The sequence below is a fragment of the Ktedonobacter racemifer DSM 44963 genome (assembly GCF_000178855.1).
In the GTDB taxonomy this organism is placed as follows: domain Bacteria; phylum Chloroflexota; class Ktedonobacteria; order Ktedonobacterales; family Ktedonobacteraceae; genus Ktedonobacter; species Ktedonobacter racemifer.
In genome coordinates, this window is sequence record NZ_ADVG01000002.1 from 2,765,499 (window position 1) to 2,790,511 (window position 25,013).

Annotated in this window: 18 protein-coding genes; 11 read left to right on the top strand and 7 right to left on the bottom strand. The window is 52.8% G+C overall.

What is annotated here, in order from left to right; genetic code table 11:
• Positions 1-89: 89 nt before the first annotated feature.
• The 3 genes from KRAC_RS28325 to KRAC_RS28340 all read left to right on the top strand — a co-directional run bounded on the left by KRAC_RS28325 (position 90) and on the right by KRAC_RS28340 (position 4,079).
• Positions 90-644 carry an N-acetyltransferase gene (locus tag KRAC_RS28325; protein ID WP_007913205.1) on the top strand — a complete coding sequence of 185 codons (555 nt, stop codon included), beginning with the start codon at positions 90-92 and terminating at the stop codon, positions 642-644.
• Between the two features lie 235 nt (positions 645-879).
• Positions 880-2,427 (top strand): histidine ammonia-lyase, encoded by a 1,548-nt coding sequence (gene hutH / locus KRAC_RS28330; RefSeq protein WP_420795830.1) that lies wholly within the window; start codon positions 880-882, stop codon positions 2,425-2,427.
• 251 nt (positions 2,428-2,678) lie between these two features.
• Positions 2,679-4,079: an RNA-guided endonuclease InsQ/TnpB family protein gene (locus KRAC_RS28340; protein WP_007913224.1), complete on the top strand. Its 1,401-nt coding sequence runs from the start codon at positions 2,679-2,681 to the stop codon at positions 4,077-4,079.
• Positions 4,080-4,571: 492 nt separating this feature from the next.
• On the opposite strand, the gene KRAC_RS28350 is transcribed toward KRAC_RS28340, so the two are convergent.
• Together KRAC_RS28350 and KRAC_RS28355 are read right to left on the bottom strand one after the other, a co-directional pair.
• Positions 4,572-5,078, bottom strand: a complete 507-nt coding sequence (locus KRAC_RS28350) for a GyrI-like domain-containing protein (protein WP_007913226.1) — start codon at positions 5,076-5,078, stop codon at positions 4,572-4,574.
• 245 nt (positions 5,079-5,323) lie between these two features.
• On the bottom strand, positions 5,324-6,079 hold the full coding sequence (locus KRAC_RS28355) for an SDR family NAD(P)-dependent oxidoreductase (RefSeq protein WP_007913227.1): 756 nt from the start codon (positions 6,077-6,079) through the stop codon (positions 5,324-5,326).
• 512 nt (positions 6,080-6,591) lie between these two features.
• On the opposite strand from KRAC_RS28355, the gene iscB reads away from it, so the two are divergent.
• The 6 genes from iscB (at position 6,592) to KRAC_RS28385 (ending at position 14,165) form a co-directional block, all read left to right on the top strand.
• Positions 6,592-7,881: an RNA-guided endonuclease IscB gene (iscB, locus tag KRAC_RS28360; protein WP_007913228.1), complete on the top strand. Its 1,290-nt coding sequence runs from the start codon at positions 6,592-6,594 to the stop codon at positions 7,879-7,881.
• Between the two features lie 29 nt (positions 7,882-7,910).
• Positions 7,911-9,479, top strand: coding sequence for a pyridoxal phosphate-dependent aminotransferase (locus KRAC_RS28365; protein ID WP_007913229.1), 1,569 nt, complete (start codon positions 7,911-7,913; stop codon positions 9,477-9,479).
• A gap of 502 nt (positions 9,480-9,981) precedes the next feature.
• Entirely contained in the window at positions 9,982-10,995 is a 1,014-nt protein-coding gene (gene gap, locus KRAC_RS28370; RefSeq protein ID WP_007913230.1) for a type I glyceraldehyde-3-phosphate dehydrogenase, read from the top strand.
• A gap of 3 nt (positions 10,996-10,998) precedes the next feature.
• Positions 10,999-12,192, top strand: a complete 1,194-nt coding sequence (locus tag KRAC_RS28375; RefSeq protein ID WP_007913231.1) for a phosphoglycerate kinase — start codon at positions 10,999-11,001, stop codon at positions 12,190-12,192.
• Between the two features lie 97 nt (positions 12,193-12,289).
• Positions 12,290-13,099, top strand: coding sequence for a triose-phosphate isomerase (gene tpiA, locus KRAC_RS28380; RefSeq protein ID WP_007913232.1), 810 nt, complete (start codon positions 12,290-12,292; stop codon positions 13,097-13,099).
• A gap of 175 nt (positions 13,100-13,274) precedes the next feature.
• On the top strand, positions 13,275-14,165 hold the full coding sequence (locus KRAC_RS28385; RefSeq protein WP_007913234.1) for a maleylpyruvate isomerase N-terminal domain-containing protein: 891 nt from the start codon (positions 13,275-13,277) through the stop codon (positions 14,163-14,165).
• A gap of 23 nt (positions 14,166-14,188) precedes the next feature.
• Here the strand turns inward: KRAC_RS28385 and KRAC_RS28390 are convergent, their stop codons facing one another.
• Positions 14,189-14,962, bottom strand: coding sequence for a DeoR/GlpR family DNA-binding transcription regulator (locus KRAC_RS28390; RefSeq protein WP_007913236.1), 774 nt, complete (start codon positions 14,960-14,962; stop codon positions 14,189-14,191).
• A 150-nt stretch (positions 14,963-15,112) separates the two neighbouring features.
• Between KRAC_RS28390 and KRAC_RS28395 the strand changes: the two genes are divergently transcribed.
• The gene (locus KRAC_RS28395) at positions 15,113-16,336 is read left to right on the top strand and encodes an MFS transporter (protein ID WP_007913238.1); all 1,224 of its coding nucleotides are present in this window, start codon (positions 15,113-15,115) and stop codon (positions 16,334-16,336) included.
• A gap of 276 nt (positions 16,337-16,612) precedes the next feature.
• Here the strand turns inward: KRAC_RS28395 and KRAC_RS28400 are convergent, their stop codons facing one another.
• The 3 genes from KRAC_RS28400 to dnaG form a co-directional block, all read right to left on the bottom strand.
• Entirely contained in the window at positions 16,613-17,212 is a 600-nt protein-coding gene (locus tag KRAC_RS28400; protein WP_007913239.1) for a hypothetical protein, read from the bottom strand.
• A 293-nt stretch (positions 17,213-17,505) separates the two neighbouring features.
• The gene (gene rpoD, locus KRAC_RS28405; protein ID WP_338010124.1) at positions 17,506-18,750 is read right to left on the bottom strand and encodes an RNA polymerase sigma factor RpoD; all 1,245 of its coding nucleotides are present in this window, start codon (positions 18,748-18,750) and stop codon (positions 17,506-17,508) included.
• A 189-nt stretch (positions 18,751-18,939) separates the two neighbouring features.
• On the bottom strand, positions 18,940-21,126 hold the full coding sequence (gene dnaG, locus KRAC_RS62665; protein ID WP_007913241.1) for a DNA primase: 2,187 nt from the start codon (positions 21,124-21,126) through the stop codon (positions 18,940-18,942).
• A 2,197-nt stretch (positions 21,127-23,323) separates the two neighbouring features.
• On the opposite strand from dnaG, the gene KRAC_RS28415 reads away from it, so the two are divergent.
• A complete protein-coding gene (locus KRAC_RS28415; protein ID WP_007913243.1) occupies positions 23,324-24,217 on the top strand; it encodes a transporter substrate-binding domain-containing protein in 894 nt (297 codons plus the stop codon).
• A 58-nt stretch (positions 24,218-24,275) separates the two neighbouring features.
• Here the strand turns inward: KRAC_RS28415 and KRAC_RS28420 are convergent, their stop codons facing one another.
• Positions 24,276-24,956, bottom strand: a complete 681-nt coding sequence (locus KRAC_RS28420) for an HD-GYP domain-containing protein (RefSeq protein ID WP_007913244.1) — start codon at positions 24,954-24,956, stop codon at positions 24,276-24,278.
• Positions 24,957-25,013: the final 57 nt, after the last annotated feature.

Sequence of the window (25,013 nt, forward strand, 5' to 3'; positions counted from 1 at the left end):
GGAACGCTTGTAAGATCACAACCTGCCGCTTGCTTTCTAGAGGGAGAGATAAGTATACTGGTAGTGTCTTACAAGGAGGTACTTTTTTCATGACTTTCGCTACATGGTGGCGAAGAGATTCCCTACCCGATCTCTCGCCTCTCCCAACATTCTCCGCTCGTCTCTCAACAGATATAGAAGAGATCGCGCAGCTTACCAATCGCTCCCCACAGGTCATCGCCGCCCGTTTGCAGGCGGGCAATCGGCCTTATCTGGCTTTTATGGGCGATACGCCAGTCGCCTATGGTTGGGTGGCAACACAAGAGGGAAGCATTTCCGATCTTCAACTGTTCTTCGCCATTTCCCCTGAAAATTGCTACCTCTATAGTTTTCTTACAGTTACAGAGTGGCGTGGTCGTGGCATCTATCCTCATCTGCTCCAGACTATCATTCGCCAGGAAGAGCAGATTCAGCGCTTTTGGATTGGCTACCTGCCCAAAAATGCAGCATCGGGGCGCGGTATCGAGAAAGCGGGCTTTCATATTGTGAGTGATCTCGTTGTCTCAGACAATTACGTCTCTGGCATCACGCTTTTCGAGTTGAGTGAGCAAGCCCAGGCGAGCGCCGATTTCTTCCGTCTCCCCGTGGTAACTGAGATGCCATAAGGCGATTCGAAAAACTGATCAAACAACTCCAAGTAGAAGGGATGTTTCACGTGAAACATCCCTTCCTGTCGGTAAGCATACATGCATTTACGAGCAGGCTTACTTCTGCTATCATCTAAGGAGAACATACATTTTTACAAAGGCAGACTGGCAATGAGGCCAGAAAGGATTATCTTCTATGGCGAAGCATAAGACCAGGCAGAAACATACTACAATGAAAAATAATCAGTCACCTATGGCGCAGACCATGCCTATTTCTTCAGTGGATATTGTTCATATTACTGGCGAGGCCCTTACCCCCTCTGAGGTCATAGGAGTGGCGCGGCGCGCCATGCCTGTGCAACTTGAAGACACAGCTATCGTGCGCATTCAGGCTGCGCGCGATGTTGTTGATGCGGCGGCGGCTGAGGGGCGCAAAGTCTACGGTGTGACAACCGGCTTTGGCCACCTGAGCAGCGTACGCATACCCCAGGATCAGCTTGTTCAGCTTCAGCATAACCTGCTGCGCAGTCACGCGGCCGGCGTGGGCGAGCCGTTGAGTGAAGATGTGACGCGGGCGATGGCCTTGCTACTCGCCGCTAGTCTCGCGCGCGGCAACTCTGGTGTGCGCGTCGAGGTTGTGCAGCAGTTGCTGGCACTGCTTAATCATGGCATTACTCCGGTCGTGCCATCGCGTGGCTCGGTGGGTGCAAGCGGTGACCTGGCCCCCCTCGCCCACCTGGCCCTGGTCTTGATTGGTGAGGGCGAGGCGCTCTATAAAGGAGAGAAAGTCGCCGGCGGCGAGGCCCTGCGCCAGGCTGGCCTTGAGCCACTGACGCTTCAGGCGAAAGAGGGACTGGCCCTGATCAATGGCACGCACTTGATGGAGGCCATCGCCATTCTGGCCCTGGATGATGCGCGCACATTGGTCGAGAGCGCGGAAGTGGCCTGCGCGATGAGCATTGAGGGATTGATGGGTAGCCATGTACCGCTGGACCCACGCATCCATCGCCGCCGTGGCCAGTATGGCCAGCAGGTGACGGCAACACGCCTACGCCAGTTGCTACATGATAGCGAGATTCGCCAGAGTCATGAGCATTGTCTGCGTGTACAGGACCCCTATACCCTGCGTTGTGCGCCCCAGGTCATTGGTGCAGTACGCGATGCATTAGACTACTGTCAGCAAATCTTTGAGCGCGAGCTAAACGCCGTCACCGACAACCCCCTGATCTTCCCCGAGGATGGCGACATCCTGAGTGGGGGCAACTTCCATGGTCAGCCCCTGGCCCTGGCCCTCGATACCCTGGCCATTGCCCTGACCCAACTTGCCAGTTTCTCTGAGCGCCGCGTCTATAATCTGATGGGTCCCCATGAGTGGGATACCAATGGCGCACCCCTCTTCCTCACACCCAATCCGGGCCTCAACTCGGGCTTTATGATTGTACAATACGCGGCGGCAGCCCTGGTCAATGAGATCAAGATTCTGGCCCATCCCGCCAGCATCGATTCAATACCCACCTCGGCTGGCATGGAGGACTTTGTGAGCATGGGTGTGACCAGTGCCCATAAACTCCTGCGCCTGCTCGAACTGGCGCGCCAGGTGATCGCGATTGAGCTACTCAGCGCGGCCCAGATGCTGGAGTTCCGTCTCCCACTCAAGCCGGGCGCAGGTGTTCAACAGGCCTATGACCATGTGCGTCGCTATGTCGCCAAGCTTGAGGAGGATCGCGTGATGGCCCCCGATATCGCCATCATCGCCCAGGCTTTGCAAGAAGGCGTCTTTGCCTTCCCTGTAGAGGGCTAAGCTCTTTCATCAAAGAGAGGCGATGTTTCACGTGAAACATCGCCTCTCTTTGATGAAAGAGCCGCCTCTGAAGACCCCTGCATTCATGCATGGGGATGCGCAGAGGCGCTCCTTGTTGGGAGAGTGGAAGGGGCCGGGGACCTTGACAGCAACATGCCGCTGCTGTATACTCCTCCTTGAAATCTTGTTCTACACCGGTGAGTGCGTTTCAGCACACAGGGGCACAACAACCCTGTATGAGGAGGGGATGCATGGAAGACGCGAATGAGACGCCATTGCCGCAGATCGAGGAAACACCCTTGCCGGTACGTGTCAAAGCCTATGCCTATCGCCTGTATCCCACCCGCAAACAAGAAGGCACCCTTCTGTGGACGCCTCGGCGCTGTAAAGAGCTCTACAACGCTGCCCTCGAAGAACGCACCGCTGCTTACAAGCTGGCTGGGATCTCCGTCTCCTATGGCATGCAGGCAGCCCAATTGCCTCCCATCAAAGAGGAACGCCCCGAATACCGCGAGATCCATTCCCAGGTTCAGCAGGATGTGCTCCGACGCCTTGACAAGGCCATGCAAGCCTTCTTTCGTCGCGTTGCTCTTGGCCAGATCCCAGGCTACCCTCGTTACAAATCAGGCAACCGCTATCACTCCTTCACCTATGCCCAGAGTGGCTATGAGATCCTTGGTGCCCTCACCTCTCACGACAAGAAGAAGAAGAAAACCTGTCGGTTGGCGCTCTCCAAGATCGGGCATCTCAAGATGCTGATGCATCGAACCATCAAAGGGGTCATCAAAACGTGCACGATCAAGCACGACGGCGACCAATGGTATGCGGTCTTCAGCGTGGAGCAGGCCATCAATCCCACGACGGTCCATCCCTCCAGCAAGACGGTGGGCATTGATATGGGCATCACCTCCTATGCCACGCTCTCCACAGATGAGCAGATCGACAATCCTCGCATCTACCGCTCGACCGAGCAGCAGATGAAGGTTGCGCATCGCACACTGGCTCGGCGTAAACGGGGAAGTCATCGACGCAACCGAGCCAAGCGGCAGCTCACGCGGCTTTACCGCAAGGTGCGCCATCGTCGGCAAGACTTCCTGCACCAGACCTCACGCCGCCTGGTCGACCGGTATGGGACCCTGGTCTTCGAGGAGTTACAGATTCTCAACATGACGGCAAGGCCCAAGCCCAAGAAAGAGGAAGCAGCCCCGACCGAAGATGGCGCGGTGAGAGTGGAGCGCTACCTTCCCAATGGGGCAGCCGCCAAGAGCGGTCTGAACAAGAGTATCTTCGACGCGGCCTGGGGTCGTTTCATCACGTTATGTGCCTGCAAAGCGGAAGAGGCTGGCGGCATGGTGGTGAAGGTAGCGCCTCAGCAGACGAGTCAGCTGTGTAGCGGGTGTGGTGTTCTGGTACCTAAAGCGCTCTCGGTGCGGTGGCATTCCTGTCCCACGTGTGGAGCGGAGCTGGATCGAGATGAGAACGCCGCCAGGAACATCCTTCACCGCTATGAACAGCAAGGACCGCTTCCTTCTCGGAAGCAACCCAGCAAGAAACGCAAAGCCACCCGCAAGGTGGTCGGGGCGGGAAGCGCCCCACAGCAGCCTGCACCTTCTTCGCAGGGAACAGGCCGCTGTCGAAGCCTCCGCCTTTAGGCGTGGGGTACTTCACTTGTTTCACGTGAAACATTGGGCCGAGGCCTACAAGTCAATGCTATTTTTCCTTGCCCAGCGCTACTTGACTTGGAGCACGCTCTAAGGTGTAGAATGCCACTTATAGATAAGACATACAGAGCAAAAGGCCTGCCGGATCTCTATATAAACCTAAAAGGCTATCTTGGATCTCTTGAACAAACATCCGATGAGGGTCTCCGGCGCACAATGGAGACGAACTTCTTCGGAGTATGGAGGGTCACCCAGGCCATCTTTCCGTTGATATGTAGACTCATGCTTTAGTGGTGAATTCACCATTTAGGGACTCTCGAAAACTAAATTGTTCCAGAGACGGTATTGGCTCTTGAGTCTCAAGGGACGGGATATGGCAAAGCGAGGTTTGATCTTCTGCGGCAACGAGTGCTTCACGCCGCTTGATGTCTCTCAACAAGACAGAAGCCAGTCCGCTTGCGAGTTGACATGTGTGACAGACAGTTACCGGGGTTGAGGATCCGCCAGCCGAATCACCACTTCTGTTTCCCATTTCGCTTGATCCGGCTCCTCGTTTGGATCGGTGAGGAAGGACATCAGGCGCGCGCCAAACGCCCGGCCCTGCTCCGTTTCCCAGGCATCCCACTCCAGGCCCTGCTTCGCTCCCCAGTCCAGCAGCGCCGCATTGGCTTCGATGCCGCTGCCCCACCCGGTGTAGACGAGGGAGGCATACCGACCCGCCGGCAGAACACCTGCCGTGACGCGGTCATTGGCGGAGGGGACGCTCGCCACAGGAATGCCCACCTCAATATCGAGCAGCGCCTCCATATCAATAACGAGATTGCGCAGGAAAGGCGCACCTGCTGGGGCTACACTCCGCTTTCCCAACCAGGCAAACACTTCCCCACGGAGTTGCTGTATGACGGTATCCAATTCTTGCATGGTGGTATGGGTTCGAATCGCCACGTAGCGTTGCTCATTGCGATTCTCCAACTTCGGCTCGGTAATCATAGATGTTTTCTCTTTTGCTTTTTCTGATAACATTGAAAATAGGACAATACATAGGTGCTATTCCCGTTATCATGGGTAAAGTCGGTAACTGGCTGGCATTTATGCTGGCAGGGAATAGATTGGAGCGCGCAAAGCTTTGGGGGTATCAGATCTCTGTTCGTCTGGCATATTATCCGCCGTATCATAGCAAATACAACCCGGTCGTCCCACACATGGTTCGTCACTAAATGTTTCACGTGAAACATTTAGTGACGAACGCTGCCGCCATTAACTGGCAAGATCTGGCCGGTGATATAGGCGGCGGCGGGCGAGGCGAGGAAGAGGGCCACACCAACGATATCCTCTGCCTGACCCCAGCGCTTCAGGGGGATACTCTCTTTGACACGCTGGTAGAATGCGGAACTGGTCTGCTCTCTGGCCCACGTGTTCTCGATCCAGCCAGGGGCGATACAGTTGACGCGGATATCCGGAGCATACTCGACCGCCAGGCAACGGGTAAGGGAGATGACCGCACCTTTGCTCATGGCGTAGAGCTGGTTGGTGAGGCCAGCCGCGCCTGAGAGCGCTCCATCCCAGCCTATGTTGATAATACAGCCTCTGGGTCGCATATACGGCCTTACCTCGCGACAACATGTCCATGTCCCCTGGACATCCACACGCATCATCCGCTCAAAGCGTTGGATCTCGTTTAAGCCTCCAGCCTCCGCAGAGTTAGCGCTGGCTCCGGCATTGTTAATCCAGATATCGATCTCGCCCAGGCACTTCGCCGCCTCTTTGACTAAACCCGTTGCCTGGTCGCTATCGCTAATATCTGCCTGGAGTGCATCCGCCAGCCCTCCGCTGGCTTGTATCTCGCGCACGACTTCCTTGGCCTGCTCCCGGCTCTTCCCATAATGTATCAATACCCTGGCACCTTCGCGCCCAAAGCCCAGGGCGAGGGCACGCCCTATTCCTCGTCCCCCCCCGGTTATCACAACATTTTTCCCCTGTATGCTCGTCATAGCCGCACTCCTTTTTGTTAGTAAATGTTTCACGTGAAACATCAGGGCTTTCTTCGCCTGAAATTGCACACTTATGTTTGCTCAAATATAAGATACGCCTGCTTCTATCGCCTTATAAATCTACTTGTCGCTCGTACAGCACATGTGCTACACTCATATAGATGGTACCACCAATAAAGATGGTACCACTCCCTAACAGGATAAAGCGCCATATGTCGCGCATATGAAGGGAGTATATCTTGTCAGGTACCCTCTTGCCTGAAAAGGGCAGGGGCTTGCGTCAGCAAGCCTGGACCTGTTCAGATTCAGCCATGAATCCTTTGTCTTGGCAGAGGGTTATCGGGCTACGATAGTCGGGAAGCGTTGAAGTCCTACCTACGGGTGCGTGCCAGCCTGTAGCTCTAGAATCTCTGGGTTAAACAGCAAAACGGGGTCTATGCCGTGCTCAGGGAACAGTACCGCCCACTATCATTATCGAGGCAACCATTACCCTAGCAATAGGAGGCTCAATGATGAGCAACGTGTTTGTAATTGATACGGATTATACCCCCTTAGATCCTGTGCATCCTGGATATGCGCGGCGTTTACTCAAGCAGGGGAAAGCCGCTGTGTACCGAAGATACCCCTTTACTATTGTGCTCAAACGAGCCGTAGAGGAACCACAGGTGCAACCATTACGTTTGAAACTTGATCCTGGCAGTCGTACTACGGGAATTGCTGTGGTTGATGATGCCAACGGCAAGATTGTCTTTGCGGCTGAACTTGCTCATCGTGGTCATGCCATTAAGGACAGCCTTGATGATCGTCGTGTGGTCCGTCGCAACCGACGCAACCGCAAAACTCGGTATAGAAAGCCTCGCTGGCAGAATCGAAGGCGCAAGAAGGGATGGTTGCCTCCCTCCTTAGAGAGTCGGATTGCCAATATTCTCACATGGGTAGCGCGTTTGTGTCGCTTGGCTCCCATGACGGCTCTGAGCATGGAACTGGTCAAGTTTGACCTGCAACAGATGGAAAATCCTAATATTACAAGCGTAGAATATCAGCAAGGGACTCTTCAAGGCTATGAAGTGAGAGAATACTTGCTTGAGAAGTGGGAGCGAACATGCGCCTATTGTGGCAAACAAAAGGTGCCTTTGCAAGTTGAGCATATTCATCCTCGTGCCAAAAGTGGCACAAACAGAATCAGTAATCTTACTCTCGCATGTGAGCCGTGCAATACGGCCAAGGGCACACAGCATATTCGCGTGTTTCTTGCGAAAAAGCCTGATGTGCTGAAGCGTATTCTCGCTCAGGTCAAGAGGCCACTCAAAGATGCGAGCGCGGTCAATACCACGCGAAGGACTCTCTTGGAACGACTCAAAGTCTTGGGATTGCCTGTCGAGTGTGGAAGTGGTGGTTTGACAAAATACAATCGGAGCACAAGAGGGTTGCCCAAAACCCATTGGCTGGATGCGGCGTGTGTGGGCAAAAGTACGCCCGTGGGACTCACTCATACGGGAATTGTCCCCTTGCAGATCAAAGCGATGGGACATGGATCACGACAAATATGTGTCGTTGACAAATATGGATTTCCCAAGCAACACAAACAACGCAAAAAGACATTTCTTGGCTATCAAACAGGGGATATGGTCAAAGCTCTGACCCCCAAAGGGACGTTTGAAGGGCGTATTGCGATTCGCCATCGACCTCAATTTCGTCTTGGGGAGAGAGAGATCCACCCCAAATATCTGCGATGTGTCCATCGTGATGACGGGTATGAATATATTCAGAAAGGAGTGCGTCATGCCCCTCCCCATGACTGAAGTGAGGGGTCCCCGTATGACGCGATTCTATGATGGTTACCCACGATCTCTCTGTGGATCCTTCCACCACGTCTTTGAATCAGGAAGAACAACGAGCTACTCTGCGCGAACTGCGCAGTCAGCTTATTAAATATTATCGCCCTCTCTTGCAGGATGGGCCAGGACCTATTCGTATTATGGCACGGATAGTCACAGAACTGGAAAAGGCCTGCCGCCAGCATAATATCTCAGAAGAGGTGATCATATCCGAGATTGTCAATCGCACGATTGGCGATATCAATGTGCGCTTGATTACCGAGTGCGAGGATGAGCCAGGCGGTTCGCGTGACTATCGCCTTCTGGCCGACGAGCTGGGCGTGGCTCTGCCTGGAGAGAAACTGGCCTCTGGCTATACCGCCAGCGGCTCGACCTATCTCTGGCTTCGCGAGCAGATGCTAGAGTGCGAGCGCCTCCTGCTGCAACAGGGCTTTGATCTGCGTATCTATGATATCTATGGCATTGGTAATCCCGTGCTCCGCTCCTGGCTGGCAAACGAGATGGCTACCCTCTGGAACCTGCCAGTTACATATGAACATATTCTCCCCAGCCTGGGCGCGATGGATGGCATCGATAAAACCCTGCGCGGCCTGACCCTCCACTTTCAGCAACACAGCACGGAAGGCATCGGTATTCTCTTCCCTGAGCCAGGCTTTGGCGTCCCCGAATGGCAGGCACGCACCTATGGCTATACTCTACATCGCTTCCAGACGGCAGAGGAGCATCACTTCAAGCTGACTGGCTCCCAGTTCGATGCCTTGTTACAGGAGCATGAAGATATTCGCGTTGTCTACCTGACCATCAGTAATAATCCTACCGCCTTCTCTTTTACAGCCGCCGAGCTACGCTCGCTCTATGATGTGCTGCGTCGCTACTGGCAGGATGGGCGCGAGATCCTGGTCCTGGCCGACCTCGCCTATATCGGCACCAGTCAGCCAAAATTAGATCAGGAGCGCATGTCGGCCTTCCAGGGCGCGGATATTCTCCAGCATACACTCTTTGTTAGCAGCCTCTCAAAAACCTGTACGCTGACTGGCGAGCGCTTTGGCTGGGTCACCTGCGCGAATCCAGCTATCGCCAACACCATTGCCGCTAGTTGGACGAATGGCATGGCCTCTCTTCCCGGCGAGTGGCAACTGCGCTTCATGGCCTATTATCGTCTCCTACAAGAACGCCCCTGGCTAATGGAGAATTTGCGCGCCTTCTATCGTATGCGCCGCCAGCGTTTCATTGAGCAGCTACGCCAGATCAATACCCAGCAACCCCTCTTCGCAGAGATCTATGTCGATGATGACACCACCGTCTATAACTGGAGCAAGCTTGCTCCCGGAGAAGATGCCTTCTCGCTCTTTGAGAAGACAGGCATCGCGGGAGTCCCTGGTTCGGGCTTTGGCTATACCGATGCCTATATTCGCTTTTCAATCGGCTTTCTTCCTGTACCATCGACAGACTCGATAAACTCGACAAACTCGACAGCCTCGACAGGCTCGACAGGCTCTAAAGACGCATCTACATCCGATGCCACGTTGAACAACGTGAGTACACCAAACATTCCTACTTGATATCAGTTGTCCTAAATGGTACTCTGTAGAGGGCTATGAACTTTTCAAAGTTCTTGCCAGGGGAGCAGGGAGGCTGGCTGACAAGGCTCTAGCTAGAGCAGGTTGTGCCACCTGTCATTTACCACCTTCCATACTTCCCAGGATATAACTTCCATTATCTTGCACACAATGCGTTGGATCAGGTAAGTTCCTCATCCTGGGTGTGCGGGGCAAATCAAGACAAGCATACTGGCGTTTCTTTTTGGATGCACTGTCGCATCGCCCCTTGTTAATGATGACATGGTACTACATGCAGTTAAAACCCGGTTGTCACGATCAGTACTATGTGTTATGACAGGAGTCCATGATGGACGGATTGTAGCCCTGTCATAGCCATACCTACTTTTATTCGTACACACGCACACTCAGTCGTTGCAGCTATCTCTGCGCGCTGAAAAAAACCGGTTTGCTCTGCTCGTTAGTACACTCGTAACCGTTCAGATGAAAAAGGAGAAATTAGGATATGACTCTTCGTGTAGGTATCAACGGTTTTGGACGCATTGGTCGCCAGTCTATGAAAGCCATGCTGGAACGCCACCCCGAGGACATTGAGGTCGTTGCGATTAACGACCTGACCGATACACAGACCAACGCTCACCTGCTTAAGTATGACTCCACCTACGGTCGTTTCCCTGGCACCGTCGAGGCCACAGAGGACTCGCTGATCGTCAATGGTCATAAGATTCAAGTTATTTCTCAGCGTGACCCGGCCCAGATTCCCTGGAGCGACCTCGGCGTGCAGGTCGTGATTGAGTCCACTGGCTTCTTCACCGATGCCGAGAAGGCTGCCGCTCACCTGCGCGGTGGCGCCAAGAAAGTGATCATCTCGGCTCCCGCCAAGGGCGAGGACCTGACGATGGTGCTGGGCGTGAACGAGAACACATACGATCCCGCCAAACACCATATTATCTCCAACGCCTCCTGCACCACCAACTGTCTTGCGCCAGCCGCCAAAGTGCTCAATGATACCTTCGGTATCGAGCGTGGAATGATGAACACCATTCACTCATACACCAATGACCAGCGCATCCTTGACCAGGTTCACAAGGACCTGCGCCGCGCGCGTGCCGCCGCTGCCAATATCATTCCAACCACGACCGGTGCCGCCCGCGCCCTGGCCCTGGTCATTCCAGAGCTAAAGGGTCGCTTCGATGGCATGTCCCTACGCGTTCCCACCATCACGGTCTCGGTCGTCGACTTCGTGGCAACCACACAGAAACCCCTGAGCAAAGAGGCAGTCAATAACGCCTTCAAGGAAGCCGCAGCCGGCTCTCTGAAGGGCATTCTCGATTACACCGACGAGCCTCTGGTCTCCAGTGATTTCCGTGGCAACCCGCACTCCTCCATTATTGATGGAGAATCCACGATGGTGCTTGGCGATAACATGGTTAAGGTCGTCTCCTGGTACGACAACGAGTGGGGCTACTCCTGCCGCGTTGGGGACCTGGCGCACTTCATCGGCCAAAAGGGCTTCTAGTCCATGAACAAGAAAACGATTCGTGATATTGATGTCGCTGGTAAGCGAGTCCTGGTGCGCGTTGATTTCAACGTGCCCCTGGACGAGAACCAGCGAATCACCGATGATATCCGTATCACCGCCGCGCTGCCGACGCTGCGCTACCTGCTTGAACATGGTGCGTCGCTGATTCTGATGTCGCACCTGGGCCGCCCCAAGGGAAAAGCCGTAGAATCCATGCGCCTGCGCCCGGTGGCCCAGCGCTTAAGCGAGCTACTCCAGCAGCCAGTGAAGACCACGTCGGACTGCGTTGGCGCCGAGGCACTCTTCGAGGCTCAGGCCCTGCAACCCGGAGAGGTGCTCTTGCTGGAAAACCTGCGCTTCCATAAGGAAGAGGAGGAGAATGATCCAGCCTTCGCGCGCCAACTGGCGGAACTGGGTGATCTCTACGTCAACGATGCCTTTGGCACCGCACATCGCGCCCACGCTTCAACCGAAGGCGTGACGCACTACCTACCCGGTGTCGCTGGCTTCCTGATGGAGAAAGAACTCAATTATCTTGGCTCTACGCTGGAGAACCCGCGCCACCCCTTTAAAGCCATTGTGGGCGGGGCCAAGGTCTCCGATAAGATCGCGGTCCTGGAACGCCTCATCGCCATCGCCGATGGCATCCTGATCGGCGGCGGCATGGCGAACACTTTCCTCAAGGCCCAGGGCCTGGAGATTGGTGAATCGCTCGTCGAGGACAGCAAGCTGGATGTGGCACGCAACCTTATGCTTAAGGCCAGCCAGCGCGGTATCGAGTTTCTCCTACCAGGCGACGTTGTGATCGCGGATCGCTTCGCGCCCGATGCCAATGCAAAGGTTGTGGCGAGCCAGAAAGTCCCAACAGACTGGCGCATCCTCGATATCGGTCCCGCAAGCGTCGAACAGTTTGCGCGGGCCCTGGCCTCGGCGCAGACGATCATCTTCAATGGTACGCTGGGTGTAGCTGAGATGCCCGCCTTCGCGAAGGGCACCAATGCCGTGGTTGAGATCCTGGGCCGTCGTACCGCCGAGGGTGCCACAACCATCATTGGTGGTGGCGACTCCGCCGCCGCAGTCGAGCAGGCCGGGGCCGCGCAGAAGATGTCACACGTCTCCACGGGTGGTGGCGCCTCCCTCGAGTTCCTCGAAGGCAAGATCCTACCAGGCGTAGCAGCCTTGCAAGATCGCTAGTCCAGTGTTTATGATAATAGAGTCGGATCACACATGTGATCCGACTCTATTCGTGTGACAATCATTAGAATTACTTATACAAAGGGGTATAGATTATATGACTGCATCCTCAACTGGCCGTACCGCCATTATTGCGGGCAACTGGAAGATGAATTATGGGCCGCGAGAGGCCGCGAAATTTGTACAGGAGATCCAGCCAGCCCTGTCAGAGGCTCTTCAAGCCCCTGGCTCGCCGCTGTGTATCCTCTGTCCACCCGCCATCTCCCTGGCAGCTGTACGCGCCGTGCTAGATATTCCCGATGCCGCGAGCTCGGCCCAGATAGAGCTTGGCGCCCAGAACATGTACTTTGAGGAGAAAGGGGCCTTCACAGGCGAGATCTCTCCTAATATGGTACATGAGCTTTGCACGACCGTCATTCTCGGCCACTCCGAACGCCGCACATATTTCGGTGAGACCGATGAACTGGTAAACAAAAAGACTCTGGCCGCGCTACGCCATGAACTCAGACCCATCGTGTGCATCGGCGAGAATGAGCAGCAGCACGAGAGCGGTGAGACAGCCCACATCATCACTACCCAGGTACGGGCCAGCCTAGCTAATCTCACGTCCGAGCAGGCTCGTGAGATCGTGATTGCCTATGAACCCATCTGGGCCATTGGCACAGGCAAGGCCGCGACCGGCGAGATCGCCAACAACGTTATTCGCCAGATTCGCCAGGAGTACCAGGCGATCTATGGAGCCGAGGCCGCCTCAGTAGTACGCATCCTCTACGGTGGCAGCGTGACCTCGGACAACATCGCCGAATTCATGGCCTACCCAGATATCGATGGCGCCCTCGTCGGCGGAGCCAGCCTCAAACCCGACTTTATCAATATCGTCCGCAACAGCCGCCAAGTTCGCCACTAAAATAGCAATAAACTTATCGATCAGAATGCAGTCAGGCTTGTCACTAGGAGGACGAGCCTGACTGCATTCTTTTGGGGACGGTACTCTACACACATGTTCTCTCATATGCTAAGATGGTTATATCGTCAAGAACGGGTAAAAGATCACGAAAATAGGCATCATACAGAGGTCATACATGGTACAGGCACACCCTTCTCCCCTGCTCAGCACACCTGCCTTCGCGCCAGAACATCTTGTGGGCGATCTGGAGCAGCTTGCGCTCATACTTACCCAGAGCCTGGATGCAATACCAACGAAAAGCTGGACGCGCCCCACAGAGAAACATGGGGCAGGCTGGACAATGCATGAAACACTGGCTCATGTCACAACCACAGCGGAACTGTATTTGCAGACCATAGAAAAAGCGCTCACTGGTGAGCGTTTTGCTCGCGTCAATGTGACGCGCCGTTATGAATTGCCTGCCTTGCAAAAAGAAGATATCGCCACGAGACATCACCTTCCACCCACCCGATTACTTGAGCAGCTCGCGCAAGCGCTCCGTCAGACCGCCCTTCTCATCCCTATGCTCTCAAACGTCGACCTGATGCGTCCAACGGCCATTGCCTTTTTTGATCGCCCACCCACCATTATTGAACTCATCGGTACTCAACTAGTTCATCCAGCCATTATTCATGCTCAGCAGCTTACGGTGGCGGCGAGCAGACCTCCACTCTGGAACACCTATGCGCCTGACTTCTTGCAGCGTAACCTCACGCGTTTCTTCCAGATGCTCACCTTTCTGTACTGGCGTGAACGCGAGCGCGACCTTCACGCCACCATCAACTACGACATCCAGGGACCCGCTGGCGGTCAGTGGACCCTTACGCTCACACCACAGGGAGCATACGCCGACAAAGGCCATGTAGAGCGTCCTACGCTCACCATCTGGCATCCTGGTGCTGAAGCCATGTGCTCCTGCTTTACAAAAGAGTCCAGCCTGCGGCGCGCTCTCGTGTTGGGACGTATGAGATTTCGCGGTGATCTGCGCCTGGCGCAGCGCCTCTATGATTTATTTGAACCCGCCTGATAGAAGAAGGGCACGTCTCAGGCTTAGACATTGCTCGTGTGCAGATCACCACGTATCGTGGTGATACCCAGATAGCGATAGTCTTTAAGTACCTCCTCGGGAACTGAAGACTCTGTGACCAGGTGGGTCACCTCTCTGAGCGGCGCGACGACAAACGGAGAGGCCGTGTTTAACTTCTTCGCCGATGCCAGCGCCACGACCTCCGCCGCATTGGCGATCATTGCCCGCTTGACGTAGACTTCGTCCAGTTCAGGAGCACAGATACCTACCTCCAGGTGCAGACTACATACCCCTAGCATACATATATCTGCTTGATAGGTTCGCAGGGCCTCCACCGTCTCAACCCCCACCGTCACCTGAGAAGCCTTATGCAGTCTTCCACCCAGCAGCACGACCTCAACCGTTGGATGCCCGCTCAGCTCAACGGCAATTGGTGGACTATTTGTTACTATCGTAGCCCGTAGATCACGCGGCAGGTAGCGCGCCACCTGTAGCGTCGTGGTTCCCCCATCCATGACAATTACCTGTCCACTCCTTACCAACCTGGCTGCAGCTCTAGCAATCTCATCCTTTTGCGCGATCTCCTCTTCCTGGCGTTTGATATAATCCATACGTGGGGCGCGCAGTAGCGCTCCACCATGTACGCGCTGGATTAGACCTGCCTCAAACAAGTCGCGCAAATCGCGGCGTATCGTATCCTCCGAAACCACCAGCGCCTCGCTCAGCTCTGAGGCCAGCACACTTCCCTCGTTATGCAGCATATCCAGAATACGCTGCTGACGCTGCTCCTTTAACATGGTTCTCTTTTACATCTCCTTAAAACCGCATAAACATGCATTGACAAAGGGAAACTTTGCGGTTATCATCTTGATTGTGCATTATATTGCGTTTATATCTACATAGTCAAGCATAGGTAGCCATATAACAAATGGATAGGAAAAATTCGCGTGATTTCAACAGATCAGACGACTCCAAACAGCAGACGTACTCCCTCTTCGTTCACTCTACATATCGCAATCGCCTTCTTCCTGATTTTGCTCATTGGGGCAAACGATGGTGCCTTTGGCGTACTGCTCCCTCATGTACGCATACACTATGCGCTCAATAATTCTATAGTCAGCCTGATCTTCCTATTTAGTACCCTGGGCTATCTCTGCGCTGCCTTTAGCAATGGCCTGATTATCGAGAAGATAGGCAAAGAGCGCGCATTGATGACCGGGGCAGGACTGCTTATCCTGGGAGCAGCGCTTACCAGTCTACAACCGTTTTTCTTCTTGCTCTTACCCTGTGTCCTGATTCTTGGCTTTGGCATCGCCATGCTTGACGCGGGCCTCAACACTTTCATCGCCAGCCTTCCGCGTAGCTCGGCCCTGCTCAACTACTTCCATGCCTTCTATGGCATCGGGGCCTGGCTAGGACCTCTCACGGCGACAGGTCTCTTTGCGCTCAGACAAAATTGGAATGTGATCTATATGTTGTGGGCTGGGGCAGGACTCCTTGGCATACTCTGCCTCTGGCTCATCTTGAGACGTACCCCCATTACGGCACCCGTCGAGGGGACAAACGAAGAAGGGCAGGGCAATGTACTTGTTCAAGCGCTTAAACTGCGTGTCGTCTGGTTCGCAGCCCTCTTTCTACTCTTCTATGTCGGTGCGGAGGTCACTCTGGGCGCCTGGAGCTATAGCTTTCTGACCGAGGAGCGCCATGGAGACGTCGTGCTTATGGGCACCCTTGTCAGTGGCTACTGGTTTGGCTTAACCGCTGGTCGCGTTGCGCTGGCCCACCTGACACAGCGCCTGGGCGCAAAACGTGTGATCCTGATCTGCCTCGGGGGCTTTGGCGGTAGTTTGTTGCTGGTCTGGCTTATTCCCTCGGCGATATGCGCAGCCATTGGACTCTTCGTTGCGGGCTTTAGCCTGGGGCCAATGTTTCCCACCACTATCTCTATCATGTCAGACCTTGTGCCCTCACGTCTCCTGGCCAGCAGCATTGGTTTTCTGGCCAGCCTGGGCAGTATGGGGGCCGCGCTCTTCCCCTGGCTCACAGGGAATATCGCGCAACTTCTTGGACTCTGGGCATTGCTTCCCTTTGTTATCCTCCTGGCACTTCTCATGATTGTCTTCTGGCTGTTTCTACACTCCTCAGCGCCTGCGGCACTTCGCATAAAGTAAAGTATGGTCGGTAGGAAGGCTGGCAGAGTCAGTCTTCCTGCCGACCATACCGTAGTAAGGTGGTCTCTGCGTCGAAGACGCCTCGCAGGGGTCAGGGGTGTGGTGCTGGGCTGGCAGAGCCAGCCCAGCACCACACCCCTGACCCCTGCGAGACACGTAGTGGCGAGAAGTCCTGAGTAGATACTTGATTCACGGTATGGCTTAATGATATATCTTCTTTATTCTTTCTCTTAAATAAAAAGTAGCAAGGTACTTTTTATTTGGAATGGCAAACTGTCATTCTGCATCCTGGCCCTCGGTGATCTCGCCGAGCATGAGGCGTTCGGCGAGGATATCGGCGCTCTCGCGTAACAACCTACGGCGCCTCAGCCAGTCTCTAATGGTTACACTGACCAGGAGAACTCCCAGGGGAAAGAGGAAAATGATGGCGAACGTGGCGATTCCCTGGCTCGTCCCATAGAGAACAAGCAGGTCAGTCACCCAGCCCAGGCAGAAAAGCGCAAGCACGCCCTTTGTGATGAGGCTAGGTAGACCCAACGTGCATGGGACCTGGCCCTGGGCCGAGGCAAAGAGGAAGGCGCGCTCCTGGAGTCTACGCTCCTCAATATCTATCGTCGCAATAGGTGACTTGCCTGTCCGATAGTTACACATACCGTTATAAATACCCCAGATCAGCAATCCCATGAGAAGGAGGAGGAAGAGTGGTACAACCAGGGGCTGCTGAGTAAAGAGCGCACGTAACGTGGTCAGTGAGCAGAGGAAGAGTGTCGCGCCAAAGATTATCATTGCCCGCAGGCCGCGCCGCCTTTGCGCGGCGCGCTCCTTTGCGATCTCTTCACGTAAAAACTCGGCTTCAGGATTGCGTTTCACATGCATAGTTTGCCATTCCTTTGGACGGGACTTCTCGCCACATTGTGGCTCGCGTGGATATGGAACGCAGTGATGAGTCTTAACGATAGGTCAGACCCGAGCCAAGACAAGCAGAGACACGCCGCATATTCCTGACGACGTGTCTCTGCCTCTTATCGTTTTAGTGATCGGGGAACAATGTTTACCACGTGGATACGGCCACATGGCATTGTGAATTGCTATAACTGGCAACTGGCTATAATTAGCTACCATTTGCTGCGCGATGTACCTGCTAGTGGCAAAGCCCGGCAAGCAAGCAACTAATCCAGGTAATCCTTCAGCTTGCGGCTGCGGCTTGGATGGCGTAATTTGCGCAGGGCCTTGGCCTCGATCTGGCGAATGCGCTCGCGCGTGACATGAAACTCCTTGCCGACCTCTTCGAGGGTACGGCTACGCCCATCGTCGAGACCAAAGCGCAACTGTAAGACCTTGCGCTCGCGCTCAGTCAGGCTATCGAGTACATCCTCCACCTGCTCTTTCAACAGCTGGTGGCTCGCGGCGTCCGCGGGGGCAAGTGCCGTATGATCCTCGATAAAGTCGCCGAGGTGGCTATCGTCTTCCTCGCCGATGGGAGTTTCCAGGCTCACCGGCTCCTGGCTGACCTTAATGATCTCACGCACCTTCTCCGCGCTGATCTCCATCTGAGCGGCGATCTCTTCCGAGGTTGGTTCGCGACCAAGATCTTGCAGCAAGCGACGGCTAATGCGGATCAGGCGGTTGATCGTCTCCACCATGTGGACAGGAATACGGATCGTGCGGGCCTGGTCTGCAATAGCGCGGGTAATAGCCTGGCGAATCCACCAGGTCGCGTAGGTGCTAAACTTAAACCCTTTGTTATAATCGAACTTCTCAACCGCGCGAATCAGGCCGATATTGCCCTCCTGGATGAGGTCCAGCAGGTTCATACCGCGCCCAATATACTTTTTCGCCACGCTCACGACCAGGCGCAGGTTAGCCTCTGTCAGGCGTTTCTGTGCCTCTTCACCCTCAGAGATATAGCGATAGTTTGGCGCGGGCTTGAGGCGCTCGGCCTTTCCTCGCTCCATCAATTGAGCCAGGCGAATCTCTTCATGGGCCGTCAGCAGGGGTACACGCCCGATCTCGCGCAGGTACATACGCACGGGATCATCCAGGCTGCTTTCCAGGTCGGCCACAACGATACCGAAGCCATCCTGTAAATCCTCCCACTTGGGATCAGCCAGGACCTCGGCGTCTACATCGTTCATTTCCTCAGGGCTGGGCTCCCAGTCTGCTGGCGGCTCTTTGTTTGGGTCCAGGGCGTCCATAGACTCTTCGTCCTGTAATTTAAACAGATCGAAAGACTCACCCTCCGCGCCCAGAGCTGCACTTGAGGCATTTCCAGTTGCTTCTTGATGAGCACGACCAATGGCTTCAATATCAAAGACACTTTCCGTATCGTTTAAAAGAGTCTCTTTAAAGGTTTCTATTTCAAAAACATTCCCCAATGACCCCGTACTCACATGCCCACTTTGTACTCGATCCATAACTTCTTGTTCCCGATTCACCATTCTGGCATCCCCCTTCAGAAAACAGGACGTGCTGTACAGACATAAACGATAAGATGAAATATCCCGTTTCCTGATCTTATATGTAAAAAGATGATACCGCGCCTAAATAATTTGCGCTTGCTTGAATTGTCGACAGTAACATATACACAACAGGGCCAGGTAGGACTAGCCTTGCAGGTGTGTTGCAGAATCAATCGTGTGTAACTGCCGGTGAATTTCCAGTAGTCGCTGCTGTAACTGTCTCCTCGTTTGTGCATCACCAGCAGCAGTGGCTTCGCGTATGAGAAATTGCAATTCGGTATTCAGTTGTACAAGCCTTGCTCGTTTCAGACGCGTCGCACACTGGACCGCTTCTTTTACCAGTCCGGCTCCATCGCGTGGAGTCTCTATGTCTACGCATTCGCGCGCCCGATTGAGCGCGTCCCATAACGAGGCAGGCACATACTGATCAAAGGATTGAAGTGAGGGGGAAGAAGCACGTTGTTGATACACAGAATAGAGAATGTGGTACAACTCTCGCGTATCTGTCCCGGCGAAGTCACCATCGTCTATTATACCATAAACATAGGGACTTAATCCGGGATTTTGTAGGAGTAGCCCAATCAGGTAGTCCTCCCATTTTAGCCTATTCGCCTCACCTCTGTCAAGTATACCACTGGTACCATGACGCTGTGCACCGACTAGACCATTCGTCCTTGCTTCCCTCTTCTGCCCGCTGCCTGGATGACCTTGTTCACCAATGGGTGGTGCTCCAAGCACTGACCCTGCTTGTTCTTTACCAAATCCCTTCCCACTATCAGTGTTCCTTTTGTCTAACGGAGCAGAGAACGTTGCAGTAACACTCGTCGCCCGTTGTTCCCTCAAGGTATGTTGTAATTCAGCATACAAACTTCGCTCATCGATAGCAATAAGCCTTGCAAGCTTGCGTATGTAGGCGTCACGCTTAATACGATCACTGATCATGCCAATGACTGGCAACAAGCGTTTCGCGGCCTCGGTCTTGCCTACTGGCTCACGAATATCCAGGTCCGCTGTCTTGACGACAAAGAAGTAGTCTACCAGGGGCAGTGGATGGCCGACAGCGTAGAGCCAGGCGGTATGGTCACGCCTGATAAACTCATCAGGATCTTCACCCAGGGGCAACTGAAGCACGTTGATCTCCGCATCCACCTGTTCCTCCAGGCGAATAATCCCACGTGCCTGCTGCTTGCCAGCGTAGGATCCCTTCTGCTCATGCACATTATTGCCTCCCTTGCGCCCCTCTCGCGGCCATTGACGATCAGCGGCTCCGGCAGGCAATGGCACAGGTACAACAGTGCGATCAAAGCCCTTCAAGGCTTCCTGGATGCCATGCTCCGTCGCAGCGCTTCCCGCCGCATCTGGGTCCAGCGCCAGGGTTACTTGCTTGGTCATCTTCTTCAGTTGCTGAATGTGCTTTTCGGTGATCGCGCTACCAATACAGGCCACGGTTTGCCTGGTACCATACTGGTGAGCAATGATGGCATCGACATATCCTTCGACAATAATAACTTGCCGGGCCTGTTTTATTGCATCGCGCGCCATATCCAGGGCGTATAAGACTGTATTTTTCTCAAACAGCAGCGTCTGTGGCGAGTTGAGATATTTGGGTTTGCCGTCTCCAAGTGCTCTTCCACCAAAGCCAATCACGCGTCCCCGTATATCTCGTATCGGAAAGATAATTCGGTTTCTAAAGTAATCATAGATGCCATTTTCTGTATTTCCCTCGCCGCTCTCGCGTCCACTTCGGTCAGAGCTACCCATTTCTCGCTCACGTGCCAGTCCTCCAACAACCAACTCGCGCTCGCTATAGCCGCGACTGAGCAGATAGCGCGATAAACCATCCCACTGGTCGGGTACATAGCCTAAGCCAAAAGTAATGACGGTATCCGCGGAGATACCCCGGCTCTGAATATATGCGCGCGCCTCCTCTGCCTCACGCGAGCGCAGAAGCATATGGTGAAACCAGAGCAAGGCATCCTCGTTCAACTGGCGTAGGCGCTCTTTGGCCGCGCTCGTCTCACGCGAAGCCTCGGCGTTATGACTCTCCTGCTCCTCCAGCGCCACACCCGCCTTCTGGGCCAGGTATTCTAGGGTCTCGCGAAACTCCAGGCCCTGCTGCTTCTGCACAAAGGAGAAGACGTCTCCTCCCTCGTTACAGCCAAAGCAGCGCCAGGTCTGGGTCTCTGGAAAGACATAGAACGAAGGCGTCCGCTCGTTGTGAAACGGGCAGAGTCCCTTCAAGGTCTTTCCTGATTTGTGTAGTGCAACAACCAGGCTGATCTCTTCGGCTACGTCAACTTTAGCCTTGATAGTTTCGATAATAGATGTCATTTCCTGGCCCTCAAAGATAGATGTTGCTCTTACAAAACATATAACGGGTCATCACAGAGAAAATAGTGGCACATAGCTTATGAGGTGGGTAAGTAGTAGTGCCCAGGTATTCTACAGCATGAGGATAGCGCACTGCAAACATGTGTGCCATAGATGCCACCTACCAGGGGGTGCGACCTGGAGAGTGTAGATTCCTGGCTTAAGATTATTCTAACACGGGTACAAGGTCATACAAAAATAAAAACGCCGCTCTCTCTTAGCCACTTAACAGAACATCCATTCTATAGACGATCTCTGACTCTACCAGGTGACAAAAAAATCCACATTTCTTTCTTGTGTTTCTTGAGTAACTCAAAGTTATCCACATTTTCCACAACCCTAACTACTATTATATTTATTTTATTTTTAAAAAATATATTAGATAGTAGTAGTAGGGGATGTGGATAAGTGGATAACTTTGGGTTTCCCACCATTGTCCCTTACCCCTAATACACGCATAGAATCCCTTCGCAAGCGGCTCCAAACTATGTGGAAAAGTTATCCACAATGTGGCAAAAAGGCCAAAAAAAGGTGGATAACCTGTGGATAACCTTGTGGATAAAACTCACTTCTAAAGAGGGTGCTGGAGGATTGTGGATAAGTTATCCACACCATTTGTGGATAAACTCCGAAAGTTATCCACCGAATTGTGGATATGTGGATAAGTTATCCACATAAAATGTGGATAAGTCCTATTTCTGACATTTCTTTCATGTAAATATATCAATAATTAGGAATGCATAAAATTAAGCTGTGAAAAAATCCACAATTACAGCTTGCTTGTGTGGATAGTGTGGATAAGTTATCCACACAAAATGTGGATAAGTCTAACGCTATATCGTATTGTGTGAAGATGCTATGAACGGTGGATAACTTGTGGATAACTTATCCACACTGATTGTGGATAACTTTGAAAAAAATTCCAGATTCTGTGTCTTGTGGATAACTTGTGGATAACTTATCCACACTGATTGTGGATAAGTCTTAGATGCACATATTTCAATGGATGGACTTGTGGATTTGTGGATAAGTTATCCACAACGATTGTGGATAACTCAAAAACACTGCTCGCCTTGTGGATAAGTTATCCACAACGATTGTGGATAACTCAAAAACGCCGCTCGCTTTGTGGATAAGTTATCCACAACGATTGTGGATAACTCAAAAACGCCGCTCGCCTTGTGGATAACTCTTTCATCTTTGTTCATTCTTCTGCGGAAAAATCCACAATTACAGCCTGCTTGTGTGGATAGTGTGGATAAGTTATCCACACAAAATGTGGATAAGTCTAACGTTATATCGTATTGCGTGAAAATGCTGTGAACGGTGGATAACTTGTGGATAACTTATCCACAATCGTTGTGGATAACTTTGAAAAAAATTCCAGGTTCTGTGTCTTGTGGATAACTTGTGGATAACTTATCCACACAAAATGTGGATAAGTCTAACGCTATATCGTATTGTGTGAAAATGCTGTGAAGATGTGGATAACCTGTGGATAACTTTGTTGTGGTGTTGTGGAAAAATCCATAATCATAGCCTGCTTGGGTGGATAGTGTGGATAACTTATCCACAATCATTGTGGATAAGTCTAACGCTATATCGTATTGTATGGAAAATGCGCAAAGTGGTGGATAACCTGTGGATAACTTGTGGATAAGTGCCTATTTTTTTAGGAGTATTCCCCACATTTAGTACAAAGCAGGTTGTGATTGTTCTGGCTTATCCACAAAAAATGTGAATAACTCTTATTTTTTGCCAGAAATATGCGATAAAGCGTGGCCGTTGCTGAGAAGTTCGATCTATAAAGGTAGAATGTGGACAATAGAGAAACGTTTGTGTTCTTCCAAAAGGAGGTTATTCAGATAATTATACACTTATCCACAATTTTTGTGGATAAGTGGGAGGAAAATGTGCAGAAGTCGAGAATTTATCGTTGCGTCTGTCTTTACGGATGAGTATGCATACAAGCTTTCTGTGTTTGTTGAGAATGTAAAGAACATAAAATTTTGTAAACTTTTGCTTGCTGTGCATCGCTGAGACGATTTGTCGCGCAAATAAGTGTGATACACGATGCTTTTTTAAACGTAGTGTTATTATGTGTATTTAGTACACCTTCTTGTGGAGATATTCTGGGTTTTTTAAGAGGAGATGATGATTGGTATACCGCTCCCGCTTCAATCAAGGCTGGCTTTTGTGGCTCTGTATGTGGAGCTGCCTGGTGATCGTGCTCTCTATAAGCGCGTGTAGCGGCGTCGCTCTCCCCGCACCCAATAATGGAAAGCCACCTTCCCACCTGAGCTCGCCACGACCACAGGCCTCTCCAGACCTGATTCAAACAGGGGTGTTAACGGTGGGCAGCTATTTGCAGTATCCGCCACAGGCCTTTCTTGACCCGGCATCTCAGCGTCCAATGGGCTTCGATATCGATCTGATTACTGAAATTGCGCATCGCCTGGGGGTGAAGGTCTCTATTACAAACATGGGGTACAAAACACTGCCTGATGCGGTTACGCAGGGAGAGGTGGATGTGGCTATCGCCGCGATACCTCTCTCTGATACCCTCCAGGCAAGGGTGAATTTTGTTCCTTACTTTAAGGGAGGAGAGGCCCTTTTGGTGCCACGAGGCAATCCTTTGCAGATTGCTACACTTAATGATTTGTGTGGCAGAAGCGTGGGCGTTGTCCAGAATTCTCTTGAGCAGAGCGATCTTGAATTGACCAGCGCCAGTTGCGTTGAAGCTGGGCAGGCATCGATCAGGCTTACATATATCTCTCCGCCCGATACATTCATTGATGCCCTGACTCAAAAGCGTGTAGAGGCTACATTTCAGGATCTGCCGCAGGTTGATTTTTATGCTATGAAATATGCTAACCTCGTGCAGCAGGCAGGCCCCATTCTCAACGTCACAATGGAGGGAATCGCTGTACGCAAAGAGAGCGTAAACCTGGGACATTTGATACAGGTCGTGCTAGATACATTGCGGAAGGATGGTACCTATAATCGTCTCATCAAGAAATGGGGTCTCATACATGGGGCTTTAAGCTCCTAAAGACAAGTTTGAACCCGAACAACGTCCAGGCTCAAACCTTATCCTTCTATCCTAGAAATCAAGCCCCCGTTAAAAAGGTTTGTGGCGAGAGCATGAGCTCCAGATCCTCCGTTTGCGGCATTCCGCACAGGTTCTGGCGCACTGGAAAACCTGAAGTATTGTCTAGCAGGTGGAGAAAAGCGCGGATGATCATAGGGTCAAAGCTTGCTCCAGAGGCTTGCAGGAGCCGTTCGCGCGCGGCGTCGTTTGAGAGCGGCGCCTTGTAGGGGCGCTGAGAGGTTAAGACATCATAGACGTCCGCGACCGTCAGGATACGCGCACTCAGAGGTATCTCTTCCCCTTTAAGTCCCACGGGATAGCCATGCCCATCCCAGGCTTCGTGATGATGCAGGACCGCCTCTACATAGAAGGGATGGATATCGCAACCAATAAGAATGCGTGCGCCAATGAGAGGATGGCGCTCCATCTTGCGACGCTCTTCCTCTGATAGGGCCGCTGATTTATTGAGGATATCATTGGCGATCCAGGTTTTACCCAAATCATGTACCAGGGCCGCAAGGGCCAGGTCGCGCGCCTCGCGCCTACTCCACCCCAGGTGACGAGCCAGGCGCGAGGCATATGTTGCTACGCGCCTGGAGTGCTCATAGGTCACGATATCACGCTCTTGAATGCTTTGAGCAAATGAAAGAAGTACTTTTCTCGTCTCTTGATCTTTTGTTATCTGTTTAGCGTCCACCACGTTGCTCTCCCACCTACAGGTGAAAATGTACCCTCTGCCTGGTAACCGCGAAGATCA

Excerpts from the sequence above, each read along its gene's own strand:
- KRAC_RS28375 (WP_007913231.1), top strand. The coding sequence starts at position 10,999 with ATGAACAAGAAAACGATTCGTGATATTGATGTCGCTGGTAAGCGAGTC.
- KRAC_RS28400 (WP_007913239.1), bottom strand. The coding sequence starts at position 17,212 with ATGCATGTGAAACGCAATCCTGAAGCCGAGTTTTTACGTGAAGAGATC.
- KRAC_RS28365 (WP_007913229.1), top strand. The coding sequence starts at position 7,911 with ATGATGGTTACCCACGATCTCTCTGTGGATCCTTCCACCACGTCTTTG.
- gap (WP_007913230.1), top strand. The coding sequence starts at position 9,982 with ATGACTCTTCGTGTAGGTATCAACGGTTTTGGACGCATTGGTCGCCAG.
- KRAC_RS28390 (WP_007913236.1), bottom strand. The coding sequence starts at position 14,962 with ATGTTAAAGGAGCAGCGTCAGCAGCGTATTCTGGATATGCTGCATAAC.
- KRAC_RS28350 (WP_007913226.1), bottom strand. The coding sequence starts at position 5,078 with ATGATTACCGAGCCGAAGTTGGAGAATCGCAATGAGCAACGCTACGTG.
- KRAC_RS28325 (WP_007913205.1), top strand. The coding sequence starts at position 90 with ATGACTTTCGCTACATGGTGGCGAAGAGATTCCCTACCCGATCTCTCG.
- KRAC_RS28355 (WP_007913227.1), bottom strand. The coding sequence starts at position 6,079 with ATGACGAGCATACAGGGGAAAAATGTTGTGATAACCGGGGGGGGACGA.
- tpiA (WP_007913232.1), top strand. The coding sequence starts at position 12,290 with ATGACTGCATCCTCAACTGGCCGTACCGCCATTATTGCGGGCAACTGG.
- KRAC_RS28385 (WP_007913234.1), top strand. The coding sequence starts at position 13,275 with ATGGTACAGGCACACCCTTCTCCCCTGCTCAGCACACCTGCCTTCGCG.
- hutH (WP_420795830.1), top strand. The coding sequence starts at position 880 with ATGGCGCAGACCATGCCTATTTCTTCAGTGGATATTGTTCATATTACT.
- KRAC_RS28340 (WP_007913224.1), top strand. The coding sequence starts at position 2,679 with ATGGAAGACGCGAATGAGACGCCATTGCCGCAGATCGAGGAAACACCC.
- rpoD (WP_338010124.1), bottom strand. The coding sequence starts at position 18,750 with ATGGATCGAGTACAAAGTGGGCATGTGAGTACGGGGTCATTGGGGAAT.
- dnaG (WP_007913241.1), bottom strand. The coding sequence starts at position 21,126 with ATGACATCTATTATCGAAACTATCAAGGCTAAAGTTGACGTAGCCGAA.
- iscB (WP_007913228.1), top strand. The coding sequence starts at position 6,592 with ATGAGCAACGTGTTTGTAATTGATACGGATTATACCCCCTTAGATCCT.